Origin of the sequence: Enterobacter sp. R4-368, assembly GCF_000410515.1 — a bacterium.
Classification (GTDB): Bacteria; Pseudomonadota; Gammaproteobacteria; order Enterobacterales; family Enterobacteriaceae; genus Kosakonia.
The window spans coordinates 48,779-66,997 of the sequence record NC_021492.1 but is presented as its reverse complement, the minus strand read 5'-3'; the positions used below and the strand labels follow the sequence as shown (position 1 = coordinate 66,997).

The window sequence follows — 18,219 nt, the reverse complement described above, 5'->3', positions numbered from 1 at the left end:
GGCATGAAACTGAACAAAATAGTGTCTTTATTAGTTACAACATACGCTTTTGCGTTTTTACCCCCCCTCCATGCAGCCCCTGCGCCGGTATTCACGCCGGAACAGGAAGCGCAAATCGGCAAAATCGCCGCCGATTACCTGGTTCAGCACCCGGAAATTCTGGTGCAGGTCAGCCAGAAACTGCAGCAGCAACAGCAGGAGCGCCAGCAGATGGCGCTGACTGCCAGGGTGATGGACAACCAGGCAGCGCTGCTGCAGGATGCCGACACGCCGTCAGTCGGACCGGCGAAGGCAAAAGTCGCAGTCATTGAGTTCTTTGACTACCAGTGCGTTTACTGCAGCCGTCTGGCACCGGGACTTGAGCAGGTCATGAAATCCCGTCCGGATGTGCGTTACATCTTTAAAGAATGGCCAATTTTTGCGTCTAAATGGGAAGCCTCTTCCACTGCTGCACAGCGCGGTATCGATGTCTGGAAACAGAAAGGGGCTGAGGGTTACCTGAAATTCCACAATGGTATCTATCACACCGGGCATAACGAAGGGGAACTGACTACAGAGGATATCGACGCGGTGGCAAGAACAGCCGGCGTGACGGAGCTGAAACCCATAGATTACACGGCAGTTCTGGAAAAAAATGACACACTGGCTCAGGCGCTGGGGCTGACCGGAACACCCGGCCTGATTGTGATGCCGGTGCAGAACGCCACACCGAAAAACATCACGGTATTTGCCGGGCTGGCCTCACCACAGCAGCTGCTTGCGGCCATCGATAAAGCACAGCACTGACGCGCCCGGTCCGTCCGGGCTTGTCCAACCCGGATAACGCAGATAACCCCCTGCATTATCCGGGTTACCTGTTATTTCAGAAATTTTTTAGCATCATTGGGCAGACCGGCGTCATGCCGCTCTGAATGAAAGTATGTGGAAGACAAAACTACGAACCGAACATAAAAAATCCCGCCTGAGCGGGATTTGCCAAAACATAATCAGCGATTTTCAATGTAATCCATAATGACGAGAACAATCGCGATCATCGGATGTATTAACTTCAACAACTTACCCATATAAGCCTCCAGGCTCAGTGTTTACGTTCATGCCAGTATTCTCTTAAAGTCAGAATGATGACTATCAAGGGTTGAGCGAGTTTCAGTACCAAAAGCCACATATGCATTTGATCTCTTCCGTCTCTTTACGCCTGGCTGTAAACACCCTTGGACTCGTCTTTACAGTTGTTGTGTCCGATGCTGGCAGACACATACGGCGCAAATTTTTGTTGGGGCGGGGCTCAAGCATCACCAAGAACCCGACTTAATAAATTCAATTATGAATCAATGGCAAATCATAAAAGTCAGATAAAATAATTGAAGGATGCCGTTCTTATCGTTAAGCTAATTTCAGCTGGCAGACACATACGGCGTGTGGAAAAAGCCGCAAACTTTTTCCCATTTTGAAAGGCCCGACCTCATCAGTCGGGCTTTTTCATATCCTTAACTGGGCTTAATCCTGTCCACTATATCTTGGGACAACTTCTCGAACCTCGCCCATATCTAGCTCTTGACAATCATTTTAGTAACCTTTGTGTTGAGCACAAGAGTTGATTTTGAGGTTAAATTGAGGTTGCGAAAGCGTGATAATTGCTAAGTCCCCGCCCGCTGTGGCTTGCGAGAATGTCAATAATTTGCAAAAAAAAATGAAATTTTGATCTTGTGCTTATTGTGTATAAGAAAAAAGCTCTCATGGGTGCATTAAGCTCAATCCCAATCATATTTTCGTGATGTTACAGACCGTATGTAGCAACGTCTGACAGAAAGTTGATGGTGGAAAAAGCTCTCTCGCTGACAAGGAAGGTGATAACTGCACAAACATATAGTTAACATCTAAAATAAAAGATTATTCCATGCCCTGGTCGGGACTTCAGTGTTGCCCGCATTGGAAGTGCCGTTTCAGACATTTTTTGATGCACTGGCTGGGACTTTATCCCAGAGGCAGTTAGGCTTCAGTTCCGCGCGGCGGTGATCGGAGGCACTCATTATGGCTTCCAGCACATCCCCGGTCAGCGTATCGCGCAGCCATTCAAAAATTTCTTCCTGCGTCTCTTCTGAAGAACACCGCCTGAATTCAGCAGATACAGGTGCTAAAGATCCTTTGCCGCATTATGTTGAGTGGTCATTTCATACCCTGCGTTCACAGATTACCGGAGCCGATGATATCCCAATCGTCACAGAGGGGTAGCTCTGCAAATCCAGAGATGAATTGCCTACAAATACTTAAATCCGCACAGAAGTCCAACTTCGCATAACTTCCCGCAAATTTTCAGATCCACCCGCCTTTTCCGCGATCCTTTCTACTGGAAAACTCAACGCCAATTGAGTAGACTCGTTTCGTCGTGGAAAGCCTGTGGTGAGGCCTTTTCGCTGATATATTTTTGAATTATGACTTATCTCAAATCAGTGCGCTGACTGATTCCGAAGTCTTGTGGTGAGACGGAAGATATCAGGAGATATGCCAGATTCACGCTTCACGCCTGTACATGCGAGCGGGCGGGATGCTTATGGAATACCGGGATGGGGCGTATCCGTAAAACGCCCGGGAGAAGGTGACGGCAGATTTGCCGGAGCCGGAATGCAAAAACCCCCCGAAATCTGTATTCAACTTGGCGGAAGAGTCAGATATCAGGGGGTCCAAAAGCAGGCGCAGCGCCTGTGAAGGATTATAACGCATGCATCACATAAAACAACACCCGGCCGCCATAAGAAAAGGCCGGCGTGAATGACAATATAAAACCGCGCGACGATCGTCGCCACCGTGGTACTCATTCCACGGCCTGTAAATGCCCGGCACCACAGTATATCCGTCCGGCACATTACAAAGCCCTCAGTAAAGAGCATGGCCGCGCCCTGCGAAACCTTATCGTCCGGGATAAAAATATCGGTGAGTGGGTGATTCGCCGTCGCGTGTCTGCCGATCCTCTCTTCACTTTTCTCCGTCCAGCTGCCGGGCGCAAACGGGCTTTCCGTTACGTTCGCCGGCAGCTGCTTGATGCGCTGTTTATTCTCTTTATCAACAAGGTTGATCTGGCCACGGACATTGTGACCATCAACATCACCCGACTGGCAGAAGAGTTAAGCCCGAAAGATGATGACGGCAACATCATCCCCGGACAGGCCGTCACGGTCACCCGCGTTTCCCGCCTGGTGACTGAACTGGCGCGCTTTGGCTTCGTTTATGCGCCGGAAGCCGAATGGGATATGGTCAATAACTGCCGTTTTCCCAAACATGTGATCATCACCGAGGCCGGATGGCGGCTGACGGGAATTGATACGGATAAATTGCGGGCAGAACAGGCTGAACGTCTGGCGGCCATCGAAGACGGGATCCTTGCGCCCGGAGAAACCCTCTCCCTGAAGGCAGCCCGCAGCCGCTGGTATGAACGCTGCCGGAACCAGACCATCCTGACGCGCAGAACGCGCGCTATCGAAGGCAAACAGCGCAGGAAGCTGGCAGAACTCCCCTTCGATGAGCGCAAGCGCCAGATTTCCGAAGGGCTGATGCGCAGCCTGAAAGGTGACGTGGGGCATATAACGTCACGTCAGTTCGAGAAAATGGTCTGGGCGCAGCTTTACCAGCTTGAACTGGTGAACCTCGAGCCACCGGGCACCCCGCCCCCTCACTAGACAGCCGTTTTTTTAGCCATCCGCTTTACTGCGGAGGCTTTCGTACGTCTGTCATAAAACGCTGGTTAAAATTGCATCAATGTAACGCCAGTCCCTCCAGTGCATGTGGCTGAAAATGGCCACAGCATTTATCGTTTTTAATCTTTCCACATTTATCCGCAAACGGACAAACCCGGTTATCAGCAACCTGCATCAGATAACGCGCAAAATAATCAGGACTTCGTCCTTACTTATATTCATAAGAGATCAACCTTATTCACTGGATAAAAACGGTGGATAACGGGGAAAACCCGAAGATGCCTTCGCTTGCAGCAGCCTGACGGCTGCGCCGCTCAGAAAGTTGCTTCCCCCCACCGCCAGCGGCGGGTCCCCTCCGCGCTGAAACCCGCCAGCAGAGACGCCATTCAGCCCTGAAAAGCCGCGCCGCCCCGGGCCGGAGGCCCGGAACAGTGCCGCTTTAAAGAGGATGATGTAACTAAGAATTTGAGTCGCGGTAAGTTCTGTCGCTGGAAGTCCTTTGTGACACGCTCGTAAGCGCCCTCCGGGACGCTAACGCGGAGATACGCCCCGTCTTCGGCAAAGCCTCGACGTGACCACTCCGACCGCGCACATAACGTTCTGCGTCGCTGTAAGCGGGTTATGGCTTAGCAGGGATGGGGGGGTAATAGCCACAGGCTATCATGTTGCCGGCTTCGCCGGGCGCTCCGGCGGATGTGACCACAGCGCTATTTTCGGCATAATTTCCGCCGGCATGTGCCTTCGGCACATTCAGGGACGCGCTGCGCACTGCTCGCGCTATTGAGAAACCGACAGAATTGAAACTGGATTGAACTCAAAGAAAAGGTAAAGCCAGTTAAGATATGTTTCAAAAACTGTCCCTTAGCGGTATTCTTTTCTGAACACAACAGCCATGAATAAAGGAGATCATGTGACCAAGGAACTGACAGAAAAAGACCTGCTGGATAATGGTTTCTCGGACAGGAACTTAACTCGTTTAAAGGAAGTATTAACCCGAAGTGAAAACGCCAACGAGACGCTATCATCATTAGTGGACGATCTGAGCAAGCGTTTTTATGGTGGGGTTATTTGTCTGGTTCTTATTATGGCTCCGCTTGTTTTCCTTCCCGTATTCTACCCACCTTCGCTGCTAATGTATTATTTACCCGTCGCGGTCTTTGGTGTTATTGCGGTGTGGTTTCTTATACCGCTTGGCCTTTCATGGAAAGCGTATAAGCTTGTGAAAGGCCGGTAGTAATTACTGCTGTTTTTCATCATGCTGCAGCTGATAAAGAGTATTGCCAATTTTCGCGCCTTTCCACGTTGCACCGGCTCCTTTAATGGCCAGAGCTGTCCTGCTCATAGTGGAAACCTGTCGCATGAAATCTGGTCCGAGATACCGGTACAGACGCCAGGCTTCAGGTTTCAGGGTGAGTTTGAACATACCATAATAGGATGTACTGAGATCTACCAGCTGATAAGCAAGTAAACCCACCTTACGATCAAAGCCCAGGAATTCGGCCGACCCTTCAAAACCATCACGCATAAAATTGATCGGCTGCTCCTTCCCCGCCAGCTTCTGGATGCTTTCCGCCGCAGAAGAAACGCCATTAAGTACCAGCGTTGCGCCGGCTATAATGCCAAGAACATTCCCGGTAGGTACAGATGATGCTATTACTCCAATCCCACCGGCAACCTGCAAACCGGAAATGACCACACCGATAAAATCGATGGCATAGCCAATGTACTTACCATTCTCTTCATAGATCCTGACAGATGCTGTAAGAACAGACTCACCAGTTCTGAGCATTCTGTCCTGAATCTTCAGATTATTGTGTTCCTCCCGGATGTTCAGGATACACTGCTGGCATTCCTGTTCTGTCGCGCTATTCCTGATGGCTGTCAGCTGAAGCTTTCCAAAGTCCCGCACATCGTCCTGAAAACGAATGCGTGTCAGGGCATCTTTAATATGAAACCCCGATACAGCGAGCGCTGTATTCATCAGTTGATTCACTTCCAGTGAGGCCATTGTCAGGAAATAGCCAGAAAAGCGATTACCACCTGTATATATGTCCAATTCCTTCCCTCGAATCGTAGTACACCAGAAAATATACGGTAGCACATACATTTCAGGTGTGACAGATACCCGATAACATCTGAATATACGCTATGCACTGAAACTCACTCATTATGGAACTTTCAGTGTTCCCTGATGACTTAATTCAGAATGTCATTTTGGAGATTGTTTTATGAGTTTCCCTGCCCGGTGGCTGCGCTGGCAGCTTCGTCTTCTTGCCAGCATTGTTATTTGTGCCGTACTCATCGTGAGTGTTGCCGCACTGGGTGGAAAATACTGGCCGGACTATGCCTGGGGTGTTACCGCCGTATTTGCCGTAGCCATTATCTGGCTGGCATCGAGGAAATAAACCACCGCCGCTCAACCCAGCCCCGGCAGCCTGACCAGCCCGATGACCAGCAGATGGCCGACATAGGCCAGATAAAAGAATGACGCCGGCATAAACCGGTTTTCCCTTCCTGCAGCCAGTGAGGTGGCGGCACAGACTGCCGCTGCCGGCAGCAGAACGGTGGGAAGAATAGCCAGCACAACCACCGTAACCGGTATCTCCTGTAAATGCTGACTGTTCAGTGCAAGCAGCGCAATGAAGGCGGCGGCTCCGGCCGTCTGGCGCTGCCGGAATGAGGAGTTGTGCAGGAAGATGGCCAGCGACAGGGCCAGAACCAGCCCCGGCACGCCGTAGCTTGCGACAGACAGTGGACACGCCATCAGGACAAGCAATAACACGCCGCCCGCCATGCCAGCCAGACGGTACCGGTGATGCCAGGCAAGCAGCTGCGTGACGCTGGCGAAGACGAACAGAATGTTCAGGGCGTACCACGGGTCGTGCCCCCGGAACGCCAGACTGAATGCAGGCTGGGTGACCACAGCCCAGAGCCACATCCGGTTTGCCCTTAACTGCAGGCGCTCCGGCCGGAGCATCACATTGCGTGCCCATATCAGGACGAACAGCGGAAACGCCATTCTCCCCAGCGCATAGAGCTCCGGTCGCGCCGGCGTCAGTAGAAGAGTATTGATATGGTCCGCCAGCATGGCAGCCAGCGCCGTCAGTTTGAGCCGGTCGGCCGCACCCGGACTGATGGCCAGCCAGTGGTGTATTCTGGACGTCAGTCCGTTCATTGTTACGCTGAGAAACTGTGTCATTTATGTCCTTTTCAGTCCGGCACGCCCGTAAAATATAATCCTGCGTCCACTGCCAGAAAATCCGGCCGCTGTAAGGCGGCACACTGACGCCGGCTTTCTGCAAAATCTTTCTCGCCACGGATTCTGTTTTATCCCGGATAATTAACATGGCAGAATTTTTATCTTTATCTGACAGTGCGGTGCTGAAAAGAAAGAAACTGTTCATGCGCTAATAATATCTGAGTTAATAATATTATTATTCGGCATTTAACTTAAAAAGTTTAGCGCCCGCATAGATAATTTTAAACTGATTTCACACCCAAATAAATATATTTACCTGGCAGAACAGCTATCAAAATTAAAAAATTCGGCAATAAAATAATCAGCAAATAAACTGTATTTCAGGCCAGTGGTTCATCAATTTTATTTATAATTTCGTTGCCTTGGTTATGAGGGCTACCAACTTTAGCGGAAACCGGATGCCAGCTGAAATCGCTTTCCGGTAGCGCATGTTTTTCGGCAAGATCTGCTGCTTCTTCCGGGCTGGTTTTTTCATTTATCCATCTGAGGGCGGACTCAGTATCAAATACCAGCGGCCGACGGTCATGAATATCAATCAAGCCCTGATTACTTGAGGCCGTCACAATAACAAAACCTTCCTGCCCGTGGTCAGTATCAAAGGGCGCGTGTCCAATCGCGGCCATAAACAAAGGGCGTCCGTCTGAACGGTAGATGAAAAACGGCTGTTTGCGGGAGCCGGATTTTTTCCATTCAAACCAGCCGTCTGCAGGAACAATAGCGCGACCGGTGCGCCAGAGCTTGCTGAACATTTTTCCGGTAGCGGCGGTTTCACTGCGGGCATTTATCATCGGGGCTTTTGTCCACCATTCCGGAATGTAGCCCCAAATAACCGGATCAAGCGCACAGTTCCCGTCGCGTTCACTCAGTATAAGAACACGGGTGCCCGGCGCCACGTTGTAGCGTTCCAGAGGTTGAGGATCATATGGAACAGTCTCCCCACTGATTTCCAGCGCCTGCAGGTAGTCATCCCTGCTGCTGTACTGCGCAAAACGGCCACACATAATGACACCTTTACCCTGTCCTGAGTTAGATACCGTTTAACAGTATAATTCGATATGCTGTTTTTGACTTTTTCCTTATTGTTAATAAATCCGAGAAAACTCAAACGATAGAGGAAAGTAAAAGCATTTTCTCTTTATATGTTATTTAAGTATGATAGAAATCTTCTCGGGAACAATGTAATAAGCACCTTACGGGTTACTACCAGTATAATTATTTTTAATCAGCCTGGTCGGAATAAATTTATTGAGCACTTTTCCATACTTTGTGACTAACGTCTTTCTCAATATTTTTAATCCGTATCGTTGGATCTTTTTTACTGACATGCAGAGCCAGAACCTATCAGGAGGAACAATGTTAAAAACATGCATTATATGTGGTAAAGCTGCTGGTTCAGGAGAGCATGTTTTTCCTGCCGCCCTTGGAGGCAGAAGAGTTAACAGAGGAATATATTGTAGCAGCCATGACAACAGCTATTCTGATCTGGTCAGCGAGATTGCCGGACAACTTGATTTTATAAATGCGTATCTTGGTGTCAAGCCAGATCACTCAAAACGGCCCAAAGCTGCATATGCCGTTCATAGTCTCACAGGAGAGACAGTATCCTTCACGTCTGAAGATGTAAGATTCACAGAGCCAAGAATAATTTCGAGGAGACATGCAGGGGAATACGAAGAGACCCTGATGGTATTTCCAGACAGGCAATCGGCTAAAAGATACATCACTGAGCAGGAGGCCAGTGGATGTCAATTTCAACCCTTATCCAGGCCAACCGAGATTCCCTACATCATTGATGAACTCTCCCATCACAGGTCTTTTGGTGGGGCATGTGGTTTGGGGGCGATTGCATATATTGCGCAGACATATTTTGCTCAGGAGTTTCCAGATATTGCACGAACAAAATCCCTTTCTGACTTTATCCACTATACACAAGCTATCGCGAGGATAGCGACTCTTGGTGGCGGAGAGCCACAGCCAAACGAGAGTGAAAAGCTGATTCAGGCACGTCATGATCTTGACGCGGCACTGAAGGCATTTGAAGGAAAAGAACCAGTTTGGTGGGACTTTACCCCGACTGCAGATGACCGGCCTAATCACTTCGAATTTGGCCACAGAGTCACTGTCGGTGTTGATAGTACAGATGGCCAAATTTATGGCCGGGTATCACTTTTTTCTGTTTTGATGTTTTCTGTGTGCTTTGGCACAGCACCTAAAGGTTCCTTAACACAAGAAGTGAGTTTCGATATTAATCCACTCGCAGAGCATACACCTCATGACTGCGTAAAAAGTATAGTTTATTCCGCGTCAGGGCGCGTATTTGTGCCTGATAATCCGACCGAAAAGCTGGAGGAGGCGATTTCATCCGGTAAACAGAAGCTATTGTTCGATAACCTTTTTCAACGTCTTGAAGAACACCAACTTCGTAAGCTTTCACGTTCTATAAACGCAGATCTTGCTCGATGCTCAACTATGTCGAAATTTGAAGCCCGAAATTTAATAGATGAAGTGCTCTCCCGACAAAAACAAGCTATCTGGCGTCTTGTAATTTCCGTCATTGGGGGGTTAAAGACAAAAATGGTAAATGATGGTCAAGAGAGTATTGCCCCGCTCCTGGATCAGATGATTGCCTCCGACGTTCATTCAGCAAGCGGGTTAACGCCTCTTGCTGAAGCATTTTTATCATTGGCTCATGCGGCATTATTAACTCAAATGGAACAGGACAGCGCCGCAGGCGTATTAAATGAAGAACGGATTGCTGAACTCATGGGCAAAGGACCCGGACTTTATGTTGTGGGTAAGATGGTATTATCCCCACTTATACAAGTATTAGGTGAGCACGATAGCTCAGGAAATTTGAGGGGATAAGCCATGCATGTTTTATTCCTCTCAATTACAGGGGCTCCGTTTTCCAAACGGAGCCCCTGATGGGCAGGAGCACGATGCGCAGCACTGCCTGCTCCAGGCGCTTCACTACAGCATCAAGCTACTTAGGCTTTTAAGTAGCGTATTATTAATTTTTTTCATCTTTTTAACATTATCTCTTCCAATCAATGGATAAATCATCAAAAATGCCATAAGCAAACTGTTAATGATGTATTAGGCATATAAAAAGTTCACTAAGATTAAATTTGAATGGAGAGCTGGAATGGCGAGTAAATCAAATTTAGTAAATCTAGATGCTATGATTCTAAGAGAAGATTTTGCAACTGAATCGGACGAGGGGTTTTCGTCAGACTCGATTAGAAGCTTTTCTGTAAAAGATTTTGACCTTTATGCGAATATTATTAAAAAACCAGATTTTCAACGAGAAACCAATCACTGGTCTCCTCAGCAGGTAGCTTCCCTTCTGGAAAGTTATACAACAGGAGATTTGATTCCTTCAGTTATTTTATGGAAAGGTTCTTTCATTTTTGTAATTGATGGTGGTCATCGATTGAGTGCATTGAGGGCATGGGTATTAGATGATTATGGTGACGGTGATATATCTCAGAAGTTCTTTAATTATAAAATCTCGAAAGAACAGATGGCTGCGGCAACTAAAACCAGAGATTTAGTTAATGCCAAAGTTGGTTCATGGCGTGATATCAGAGAAAAAATATCAGGATTACAAGGCAAAATAAGTGCTGAAGAAAATAGAAGGCTTTCAAAAATCCTGACGCAAGCGCTAACTATTCAGTGGGTAAATGGTGATGCTGATAAAGCAGAAGGATCTTTTTTTAATATAAACATGAAAGGCACACCTTTAGACGAAGTTGAGGAGTTCCTGTTAAAAAATAGACATAAGCCGACAGCCATAGCCGCCCGGGCAGTTATCCGTGCCGGTCACGGGCATAAGTATTGGTCTAAATTTGAGCCGCTTGTAGCGAAAGCCATTGAGGAAGAGGCACAAAGATTAAACTCAATTATTTTCGACCCGGATGTAAAAGCGCCAATAAAGACGCTTGAACTTCCCTTAGGTGGTTCCCGAGGTGTACGTGTCGCAATACAGTTACTTATCGATTTTATTACCGCAGCAACTTATGGGTTTGATAGTAAGTTAGCCATCCACGATGATAACGATGGTAAAGAAACGCTTAAATGCCTAAAGAAAGCCATTAACTTAGCGAACAGAATCACAGGTAATGACAAAGGTAGTTTGGGTTTACATCCTGCTGTTTATTTTTACGGACCAAGTGGAAGGCATTCCAGTCCTATGTTTTTAGGCACGGCATTTTTAATATCAAAAAATATACAAAATAACAATAAAACGTTTTTTAAAAATTTCACGTCAATAAGAGGCGCTTTAGAATCCATTTTGATAAAAAGAAAAGAAATTATAGCACTAATTATCCAGAAACATATGAGCAAAAAAAGAGCATATGCCTACATGGATATTCTTGAAAAAATAATCGCTGATTTACTTTCTGGTAAGAAAAATGTTTCTGAATCGGATATCATAACCTACGGTGGATTGACTGGCGGGATATTCAAAGGAGAGAGAGCTACTGGTAGTATAGATTTTAATGATGATGTTAAAAGTCAGGTTTTTATTTCCAGTGCGCTAAAGGCTGGCGTTAAATGTAATATCTGCGGAGGGTATATTGATAGTGCAAAGTCATTGTCATATGATCATATTAAAAGGGTTCGTGATGGAGGTAAAGGATCCTCCCAAAATTGTATGCTGACACATCCCTATTGCAATCAATCTGTAAAAAATTAAATGGTATTTAAAGCGGGCCTAGAATACGTCAACCAGTTGCTCGTAGCGCGGCCCCCCTTACTTTTCTCTGGACTGACCCCACGACAGTAGACAAGTTCTGTCCTCACGACGAGGCCTGTTCAAAGTCCTCCGGACTGACGCCGCCGAGATGGCTGTGGCGCCGGGCCCGGTTGTAGAACACTTCAATGTAATCGAAGATATCGGCCCGGGCCAGATCCCGGGTTTTATAGATGCGCTTTCTGATCCGTTCTTTTTTCAGCGAACTGAAGAACGACTCCGCTACCGCATTATCCCAGCAGTTGCCACGCCGGCTCATGCTCGGGGCCAGGTTATTGGCCCGGCAGAAGCGCTGCCAGTCGTCGCTGCCGTACTGGCTGCCCTGATCGCTATGGGGTCCGCTTGGAAAACGGAAATTATCCCACGCTAAGACTGTTTTTTGTACAATGTGGTGTCGACTGTGCGTAATGAGCGGTATTTTCCGGATCCCAGCTTAAAATTATTACGCCAGACGTAATCTCCACTCAGATTGATATGTTCCCAGCCCAGGGGAGAAAGATGAGATACCAGTTGCTCATTTATCGGGATACCTTTTCGTTTTAGTGACTCAATAGCTCTTTCTATATATACCGTGTTCCACAACGTGATCGCCGCTGTCAGTAACGTCAGCCCGCTGGCGCGGTAACTCTGATTCTCCAGCCCACGATCCCTTATTTCACCCAGACGGTGCATAAAGACCGCTCGCGCAAGGGCATTACGGGCCTCACCCTTATTCAGCCCCGCCTGTACGCGTCGGCGCAGACCGGGATCACGGAACCAGTCCAGCATAAATAGTGTCCGCTCAATGCGGCCAATCTCTCTCAGCGCTTTGGCAAGTCCATTCTGTTTTGGGTAACTGGCTAACTTTTTCATCATCAGCGATGCGGTGACTGTCCCCTGCTTAATCGAGGTTGCCAGGCGCAATACCTCATCCCAGTGTGCCTCAATGTCTTTGATATTCAGGCTGGTTGTTGATATGACGGACTGAAGCCCCGGATAGCGTTCGGCCTTTCCATGAATAAACAGCCGCTTGTCATGAAGATCCCGGATCCTCGGCGCAAAAGCGAATCCCAGCAGGTGCATCAGGGCGAAAACATGTTCAGTGAAGCCTGCGGTATCGGTGTAATGCTCGGTAATTTCCAGATCGCTTTCATGGTACAGCAGGCCATCAAGCACGTGGGTTGAGTCGCGCACCCGGCTGATCACTTTGGCATAGAACGGGCTGTATTGGTCTGAGATATGCGTATAAATCTGCACGCCCGGCTCCTGACCATATTTAAGATTGACCTGACCGGCATAACGTCCGTGACTGCCTACCCGAAAGTTCTGCCCGTCTGACGATGATGTTGTCCCGTCGCCCCAGAATGCGGCCAGAGGCCGCGCTTTCTGAGCGTTGACCAGCTCGGCCAGTGCCGCTGAATAAGTTTCATCTCTGATGTACCATGCCTGAATACCTTCGAGTGACGATTTTGTTGCCCCCGGGCAGGACTCCGCCATTTTTGTCAGCCCCAGATTGATGCCGTCGGCCAGAATGGTGGTCAGCAACAGTCTTCCGTCTTTTGGTCTGACGTTATTATTTTTGAGGTGCGCGAAGTGACGCGTAAACCCCGTCCAGCTGTCCACTTCTTCCAGTATCTCTGTAATTTTCGGATGAGGAAGCATGCCATAAACCAAATCGGCAAAGGGCGAAACACCCGAAGGGACGCTGTTCTCCAGCGGAGTGATTTTTACTCCTTTATCTGAAATATCAACATCGGGCAAATCACCGGCAAGCGCCATCGCGTTAACTTCTTCCAGACGCGATGCAAGAAGCGTCATACGGGCCTGAAGATATGCCTGGCAATCGGTCTGAACGGCCAACTGTAACTGGTCATTGTGGCGGGATTTCTCAAACTCAGCAGTCGGGATGAGATAATCATCAAAATTTCTGTAGCGGCGCGATCCTTTTACCCAGATATCACCGGAACGTAGCGCCCCCTTGAGTTCATTCATTACGCAAAACTCGTAGTACTTGCGGTCGATTCCTGAAGGCGTGAGTACCAGTTTTCGCCAGCTTTCAGGGATAAATCCTGTTGGCGCCGATAGCGGCACTTTACGAAGTTGTTTACGGTACATTTCCCTGATGGTGTCCAGCGCATCGCTGAGCGTCTGCGCCGCAGGTGTCGCCATGAACTGCAATGCTGACAGCATACGCGGGGCGTATTTACGCAGCGTACTGTATTTTTCGGTGATCAGGTGAAGCGGGTCGAAATTGCCCTTACGGGACAGAAACCGCGTTTCTTCCACGCTGTTGATGAATTCCTGCCAGGGAAGGACATCTTCTATTGCAGTCCAGGGATCTTCCCCGGATTCTCTGGCGTTAAGTAACGCCTGCCCGACGGTAACGTACTGCTTCAGCTTGCTCTGAATAAGCTTTCCCGTTTGCTGGAGCCGTTCGGCCTGCGTGCGTTTTGCCCTGCTGAACAGACTACCCAAGATACGCTCGTGCAGATCAATCACTTCGTCAGTCAGAGTGGCCCTGGCCTCTATTATTATACAAACCAGCGTAGCGTAACGTCTGACATCGGTGAATTTTGCCAGGTCCCTGCTGCTCATTTTCCGGCCCTCACGCGCCAGTTTAAGCAACCTGTTCTGGTGAACGGAAAGCGCAATACCATCAGGCAACCCCAGCGCAGCGATGGAATTAAGCCGGTCGATATGTTGCAGCACATTTTTACCGTTTATTTTACCCGGAGGCTGTAGCAGCCATGCCAGACGGGAAGGTTGTTCACCCTCTGATATGAGCAGGCTGTCGAGTGCTGATTTATGCTGCTTTTCCAGTTGCGCGGTAAGTGTCGAAAATACCGATCTGTTAGCGAGCGTGACGACTTCGGCAAGCGTCCGTTCGATCACTTCAACAGAAGGGAAAATAACATTATTGTTATGTAGCCAGCTGAGCATTTCTTCCGCCAGCATAAATCCTTTGTCAGTTCGCATGGCATCGGGGTGCAGATGACGGATACAGTCTTTTTGCATTGACCGGCTGAACGGGGATATTTCCAGGTAGCGATAAAGTTCGGTCAGATGTTCCCAGCGGGTTTGCTCTCTGGATGCATATTCCGGCCATAAATCAGGCTGAAGTTTCAGTCGGGAAGCAACCCTGGTTACAACGCCATTGTGAGGAGCACTGCTTTTGTCCGGAATAAATCCGGGTCCACGCAGATAACAGAGTAATACAGCAAAGCCCAGGCGATTCGCTGGCCGTCGGTGCTTATTAATGAGCGCAATATCCGGTTCGTTCAGAAAACACATTCGGGTCAGAATAATTTCATCATCTGGTATAACCAGTAAGCGTTCCTGCTCTTCACTGCTCAGTATCTGTCGCCGTGGCATAAATGCTTCCCTCGCGTATAGTTTTCATCTGTTATTTGTTCGCTATGACCGAAACCGGTCGGTTTCGGACACCATTATGTAAATATGTCCGAAAGTAAGTGAAATATATTTCGTACAGGCTATATAATTCGGACATCCATTTCGTACGGAAAGTTTCCTATGTCACGTGTTTTTGCTTATTGCCGGGTATCCACTCTGGAACAGACCACTGAGAATCAGCGACGGGAAATTCAGGCTGCGGGTTTTGATGTCAGACCCCAGCGATTCGTAGAAGAACATATAAGTGGTTCGGTTGCTGGATGTGAGCGACCAGGGTTTCTCCGCCTGCTTGACCGCATGGAAAATGGTGATGTATTGATCGTCACCAAACTTGATCGCCTTGGTCGTAATGCGATGGATATCCGAAAAACAGTAGAGCAGCTGGCAACTTCCGATATCCGAGTCCATTGTCTGGCGCTTGGAGGCGTGGATTGGCACTGTTGCAAAGTTAGCGATGAGGCAGCCTTTTGTCTTATTCAAAGGCCTTACATTTCAAAAACTCTGCTTACCAGGCGCATTTCGCCCAGGGGATCACCATAATAAAATGCTGAGGCCTGGCCTTTGCGTAGTGCACGCATCACCTCAATACCTTTGATGGTGGCGTAAGCCGTCTTCATGGATTTAAATCCCAGCGTGGCGTCGATTATCCGTTTCAGTTTGCCATGATCGCATTCAATCACGTTGTTCCGGTACTTAATCTGTCGGTGTTCAACGTCAGACGGGCACCGGCCTTCGCGTTTGAGCAGAGCAAGCGCGCGACCATAGGCGGGCGCTTTATCCGTGTTGATGAATCGCGGGATCTGCCACTTCTTCACGTTGTTGAGGATTTTACCCAGAAACCGGTATGCAGCTTTGCTGTTACGACGGGAGGAGAGATAAAAATCGACAGTGCGGCCCCGGCTGTCGACGGCCCGGTACAGATACGCCCAGCGGCCATTGACCTTCACGTAGGTTTCATCCATGTGCCACGGGCAAAGATCGGAAGGGTTACGCCAGTACCAGCGCAGCCGTTTTTCCATTTCAGGCGCATAACGCTGAACCCAGCGGTAAATCGTGGAGTGATCGACATTCACTCCGCGTTCAGCCAGCATCTCCTGCAGCTCACGGTAACTGATGCCGTATTTGCAGTACCAGCGTACGGCCCACAGAATGATGTCACGCTGAAAATGCCGGCCTTTGAATGGGTTCATGTGCAGCTCCATCAGCAAAAGGGGATGATAAGTTTATCACCACCGACTATTTGCAACAGTGCCTCCTCAAGTCCTGGTCATCGGTCGATACCCTGGCGTAGCCGATCAGCAGCCGCCCGCTTTCCAGGTCGAGCGTGCCGGGGTCGTGTTTGTCTCTCATGGCGTCCCCATCATGTTGCAAATATCGTCGCACATTGTAGAACATTTGCGACTGACTTTTGCAACGTCTCGTCGCCAGGGAAAACGGAGCGGGGTGGGGCTGTCGCAAAACTTAGGAATTTCGCGACAAATTGATCGCGCCCCGGAATGCGAAGCCCCGCTGTCGGCCATTGTCTGAAGTTCCTCACGGGCAGGCGCTTGATACTTTACTAACTTGTCTGTAAAGTTTGGCTACTCTCACTGAATGGTGCTATCATGCCTGCCGCCCACTCGAACCGCTGGGTTCTTCTGGTGACCGTCGCCGCCGGTCTCCTGCTTATCGTTCTGGACAATTCGGTCCTCTACACGGCCCTGCCTACCCTGACGCGCGAGCTTGGCGCGACGGCAACGCAAGGGTTGTGGATCATCAACGCATACCCCCTCGTCATGGCCGGCCTGCTGCTCGGCACCGGGACGCTGGGTGACAGGATCGGTCACCGGCGCATGTTCCTCATCGGCCTCGTGCTGTTCGGTGTCGCGTCGATTGTGGCGGCCTATTCGCCTACAGCGGAAATCCTGATCGGGGCGCGGGCCTTTCTGGCGGTCGGCGCGGCGGCGATGATGCCCGCGACACTCGCCCTCATCCGCGTCACCTTCGAGGATGACCGGGAACGCAACATCGCCATTGCGATCTGGGGGTCGTTGTCGGTCGTCGGCGCTGCGCTCGGACCGATCATCGGCGGTTTTCTGCTCGGCCATTTCTGGTGGGGGTCGGTGTTCCTCATCAATGTGCCGGTAGTGGTCGCTGCCTTCATTTCGGCGCTGATCGTTGCGCCGAAGGTGGCCGGCGATGCGACCAAGCCTTGGGACGTGGTGTCGTCGTTTCAGGCATTGGTGGCGCTGTCGGCTTTTGTGATCGCGATCAAGGAATCTGCCCATGCCGGGCAGTCGTGGGCCGTCCCCGCTATTTCGCTGCTGGTTGCCATCCTCGCCGGAGCGCTGTTCGTCCGCCGGCAACTGCGCCTGCCGTTCCCGCTGCTCGACTTCTCGATCTTCCGCAATGCCGCGTTCACATCGGGCGTTCTAGCGGCCGCGTTCTCCCTGTTCGCCATCGGCGGTGTTGAGCTTGCTACGACGCAACGCTTCCAGCTCGTTGCGGGCTTCACGCCGCTGGAAGCCGGGATGCTGGTTTCGGCGGCGGCGCTCGGATCATTGCCGACTGCGCTGCTCGGTGGTGCATTCCTGCATCGTATTGGCCTACGTATCCTTATAGCTGGCGGGCTTGCGGCGGGATCGCTGGCGGTCCTGCTTGCGACATGGGGCATCACTCATGGCCTTGGCTGGCTGATCGCCGGTCTGGCGCTGACCGGTGCCGGCGTAGGTGCAACAATGTCGGTGGCATCAACGGCTATTGTGGGCAATGTGCCTGTGCATCGCGCCGGCATGGCGTCGTCGGTCGAGGAAGTGTCCTACGAGTTTGGCAGTCTGTTCGCTGTCACAATTCTCGGAAGTCTTTTGGCCTACCTCTATACGGTCAACGTCGTGTTCCCCGCCGGAACCTCGGAAGCGGCCCGCGACAGCATGGCGTCGGCGCTGGTCTTTGCCAACGAGGCGGGGGCCGATGGTGTTGTCGTGCGTCAAGCGGCAGGAATCGCATTCGACCACGCCTATACGGTCGTCATGTACGTGGCGGCGGGTGTTCTGGCCGTGGGTGCCCTGATCACCGGCATCCTGTTGCGGCGCTACGGTCCCGGCTCGCAATCGTCAGCCTATCCCACACAACACTAAGGAAGC

The 18,219-nt window shown here is 49.9% G+C and carries 14 protein-coding genes and 2 pseudogenes; 9 read left to right on the top strand and 7 right to left on the bottom strand.

All coding sequences use genetic code 11. The features are described 5' to 3' along the window. The first annotated feature begins 3 nt into the window (after nucleotides 1-3). The gene (locus tag H650_RS23865) at nucleotides 4-786 is read left to right on the top strand and encodes a DsbA family protein (protein ID WP_016495574.1); all 783 of its coding nucleotides are present in this window, start codon (nucleotides 4-6) and stop codon (nucleotides 784-786) included. Between the two features lie 1,157 nt (nucleotides 787-1,943). On the opposite strand, the gene H650_RS25075 is transcribed toward H650_RS23865, so the two are convergent. Further along, nucleotides 1,944-2,057 (bottom strand): Hha/YmoA family nucleoid-associated regulatory protein, encoded by a 114-nt coding sequence (locus H650_RS25075; protein ID WP_502690918.1) that lies wholly within the window; start codon nucleotides 2,055-2,057, stop codon nucleotides 1,944-1,946. Here H650_RS25075 and H650_RS25825 point away from each other — a divergent pair. The 3 genes from H650_RS25825 (at nucleotide 2,032) to H650_RS23855 (ending at nucleotide 4,926) form a co-directional block, all read left to right on the top strand. After that, complete coding sequence (locus tag H650_RS25825; RefSeq protein ID WP_189660123.1) at nucleotides 2,032-2,232, top strand: hypothetical protein; 201 nt, start codon at nucleotides 2,032-2,034, stop codon at nucleotides 2,230-2,232. The two genes, H650_RS25075 and H650_RS25825, sit on opposite strands and share 26 nt — an antisense overlap. A 533-nt stretch (nucleotides 2,233-2,765) precedes the next feature. After that, nucleotides 2,766-3,674, top strand: coding sequence for a plasmid replication initiator RepA (repA, locus tag H650_RS23860; protein WP_016495573.1), 909 nt, complete (start codon nucleotides 2,766-2,768; stop codon nucleotides 3,672-3,674). A gap of 928 nt (nucleotides 3,675-4,602) precedes the next feature. Beyond that, the gene (locus H650_RS23855) at nucleotides 4,603-4,926 is read left to right on the top strand and encodes a hypothetical protein (protein ID WP_016495572.1); all 324 of its coding nucleotides are present in this window, start codon (nucleotides 4,603-4,605) and stop codon (nucleotides 4,924-4,926) included. A 3-nt stretch (nucleotides 4,927-4,929) separates the two neighbouring features. Here the strand turns inward: H650_RS23855 and H650_RS23850 are convergent, their stop codons facing one another. Continuing rightward, nucleotides 4,930-5,748, bottom strand: a complete 819-nt coding sequence (locus H650_RS23850; protein WP_044489873.1) for a DUF4225 domain-containing protein — start codon at nucleotides 5,746-5,748, stop codon at nucleotides 4,930-4,932. A gap of 172 nt (nucleotides 5,749-5,920) precedes the next feature. Here H650_RS23850 and H650_RS25820 point away from each other — a divergent pair, with 172 nt between their 5' ends. Continuing rightward, nucleotides 5,921-6,097 (top strand): hypothetical protein, encoded by a 177-nt coding sequence (locus H650_RS25820; RefSeq protein WP_189660122.1) that lies wholly within the window; start codon nucleotides 5,921-5,923, stop codon nucleotides 6,095-6,097. Between the two features lie 11 nt (nucleotides 6,098-6,108). Here H650_RS25820 and H650_RS23845 read toward each other — a convergent pair whose 3' ends face one another. Together H650_RS23845 and H650_RS23840 are read right to left on the bottom strand one after the other, a co-directional pair. Next, complete coding sequence (locus tag H650_RS23845; protein ID WP_016495570.1) at nucleotides 6,109-6,891, bottom strand: TraX family protein; 783 nt, start codon at nucleotides 6,889-6,891, stop codon at nucleotides 6,109-6,111. Between the two features lie 380 nt (nucleotides 6,892-7,271). Further along, nucleotides 7,272-7,952 carry an SOS response-associated peptidase family protein gene (locus H650_RS23840; protein ID WP_016495569.1) on the bottom strand — a complete coding sequence of 227 codons (681 nt, stop codon included), beginning with the start codon at nucleotides 7,950-7,952 and terminating at the stop codon, nucleotides 7,272-7,274. 352 nt (nucleotides 7,953-8,304) lie between these two features. On the opposite strand from H650_RS23840, the gene H650_RS23835 reads away from it, so the two are divergent. Both H650_RS23835 and H650_RS23830 read left to right on the top strand, forming a co-directional pair. Continuing rightward, nucleotides 8,305-9,816, top strand: coding sequence for a hypothetical protein (locus tag H650_RS23835; protein ID WP_044489857.1), 1,512 nt, complete (start codon nucleotides 8,305-8,307; stop codon nucleotides 9,814-9,816). A 280-nt stretch (nucleotides 9,817-10,096) separates the two neighbouring features. Beyond that, on the top strand, nucleotides 10,097-11,650 hold the full coding sequence (locus H650_RS23830; protein ID WP_016495566.1) for a GmrSD restriction endonuclease domain-containing protein: 1,554 nt from the start codon (nucleotides 10,097-10,099) through the stop codon (nucleotides 11,648-11,650). Between the two features lie 103 nt (nucleotides 11,651-11,753). Here the strand turns inward: H650_RS23830 and H650_RS25070 are convergent. Continuing rightward, nucleotides 11,754-12,059 (bottom strand): annotated as a pseudogene (locus tag H650_RS25070) (IS3 family transposase); the annotation flags it as partial. 14 nt (nucleotides 12,060-12,073) lie between these two features. Next, nucleotides 12,074-15,058 (bottom strand): Tn3 family transposase, encoded by a 2,985-nt coding sequence (locus H650_RS23820; protein ID WP_016495564.1) that lies wholly within the window; start codon nucleotides 15,056-15,058, stop codon nucleotides 12,074-12,076. A 159-nt stretch (nucleotides 15,059-15,217) separates the two neighbouring features. Here H650_RS23820 and H650_RS25065 point away from each other — a divergent pair. Beyond that, a pseudogene (locus tag H650_RS25065) lies at nucleotides 15,218-15,529 on the top strand (recombinase family protein); the annotation flags it as partial. 53 nt (nucleotides 15,530-15,582) lie between these two features. Here the strand turns inward: H650_RS25065 and H650_RS23810 are convergent. Continuing rightward, nucleotides 15,583-16,287, bottom strand: coding sequence for an IS6-like element IS26 family transposase (locus H650_RS23810; RefSeq protein WP_001067848.1), 705 nt, complete (start codon nucleotides 16,285-16,287; stop codon nucleotides 15,583-15,585). A 414-nt stretch (nucleotides 16,288-16,701) separates the two neighbouring features. Here H650_RS23810 and H650_RS23805 point away from each other — a divergent pair, with 414 nt between their 5' ends. Beyond that, nucleotides 16,702-18,213 (top strand): MFS transporter, encoded by a 1,512-nt coding sequence (locus tag H650_RS23805; protein WP_003830786.1) that lies wholly within the window; start codon nucleotides 16,702-16,704, stop codon nucleotides 18,211-18,213. The last annotated feature ends 6 nt before the right edge of the window (nucleotides 18,214-18,219 follow it).

Excerpts from the sequence above, each read along its gene's own strand:
- H650_RS23845 (WP_016495570.1), bottom strand. The coding sequence starts at position 6,891 with ATGACACAGTTTCTCAGCGTAACAATGAACGGACTGACGTCCAGAATA.
- H650_RS23830 (WP_016495566.1), top strand. The coding sequence starts at position 10,097 with ATGGCGAGTAAATCAAATTTAGTAAATCTAGATGCTATGATTCTAAGA.
- H650_RS23820 (WP_016495564.1), bottom strand. The coding sequence starts at position 15,058 with ATGCCACGGCGACAGATACTGAGCAGTGAAGAGCAGGAACGCTTACTG.
- H650_RS25825 (WP_189660123.1), top strand. The coding sequence starts at position 2,032 with ATGGCTTCCAGCACATCCCCGGTCAGCGTATCGCGCAGCCATTCAAAA.
- H650_RS23840 (WP_016495569.1), bottom strand. The coding sequence starts at position 7,952 with ATGTGTGGCCGTTTTGCGCAGTACAGCAGCAGGGATGACTACCTGCAG.
- H650_RS23865 (WP_016495574.1), top strand. The coding sequence starts at position 4 with ATGAAACTGAACAAAATAGTGTCTTTATTAGTTACAACATACGCTTTT.
- H650_RS23810 (WP_001067848.1), bottom strand. The coding sequence starts at position 16,287 with ATGAACCCATTCAAAGGCCGGCATTTTCAGCGTGACATCATTCTGTGG.
- H650_RS23805 (WP_003830786.1), top strand. The coding sequence starts at position 16,702 with ATGCCTGCCGCCCACTCGAACCGCTGGGTTCTTCTGGTGACCGTCGCC.
- H650_RS23835 (WP_044489857.1), top strand. The coding sequence starts at position 8,305 with ATGTTAAAAACATGCATTATATGTGGTAAAGCTGCTGGTTCAGGAGAG.
- H650_RS25820 (WP_189660122.1), top strand. The coding sequence starts at position 5,921 with ATGAGTTTCCCTGCCCGGTGGCTGCGCTGGCAGCTTCGTCTTCTTGCC.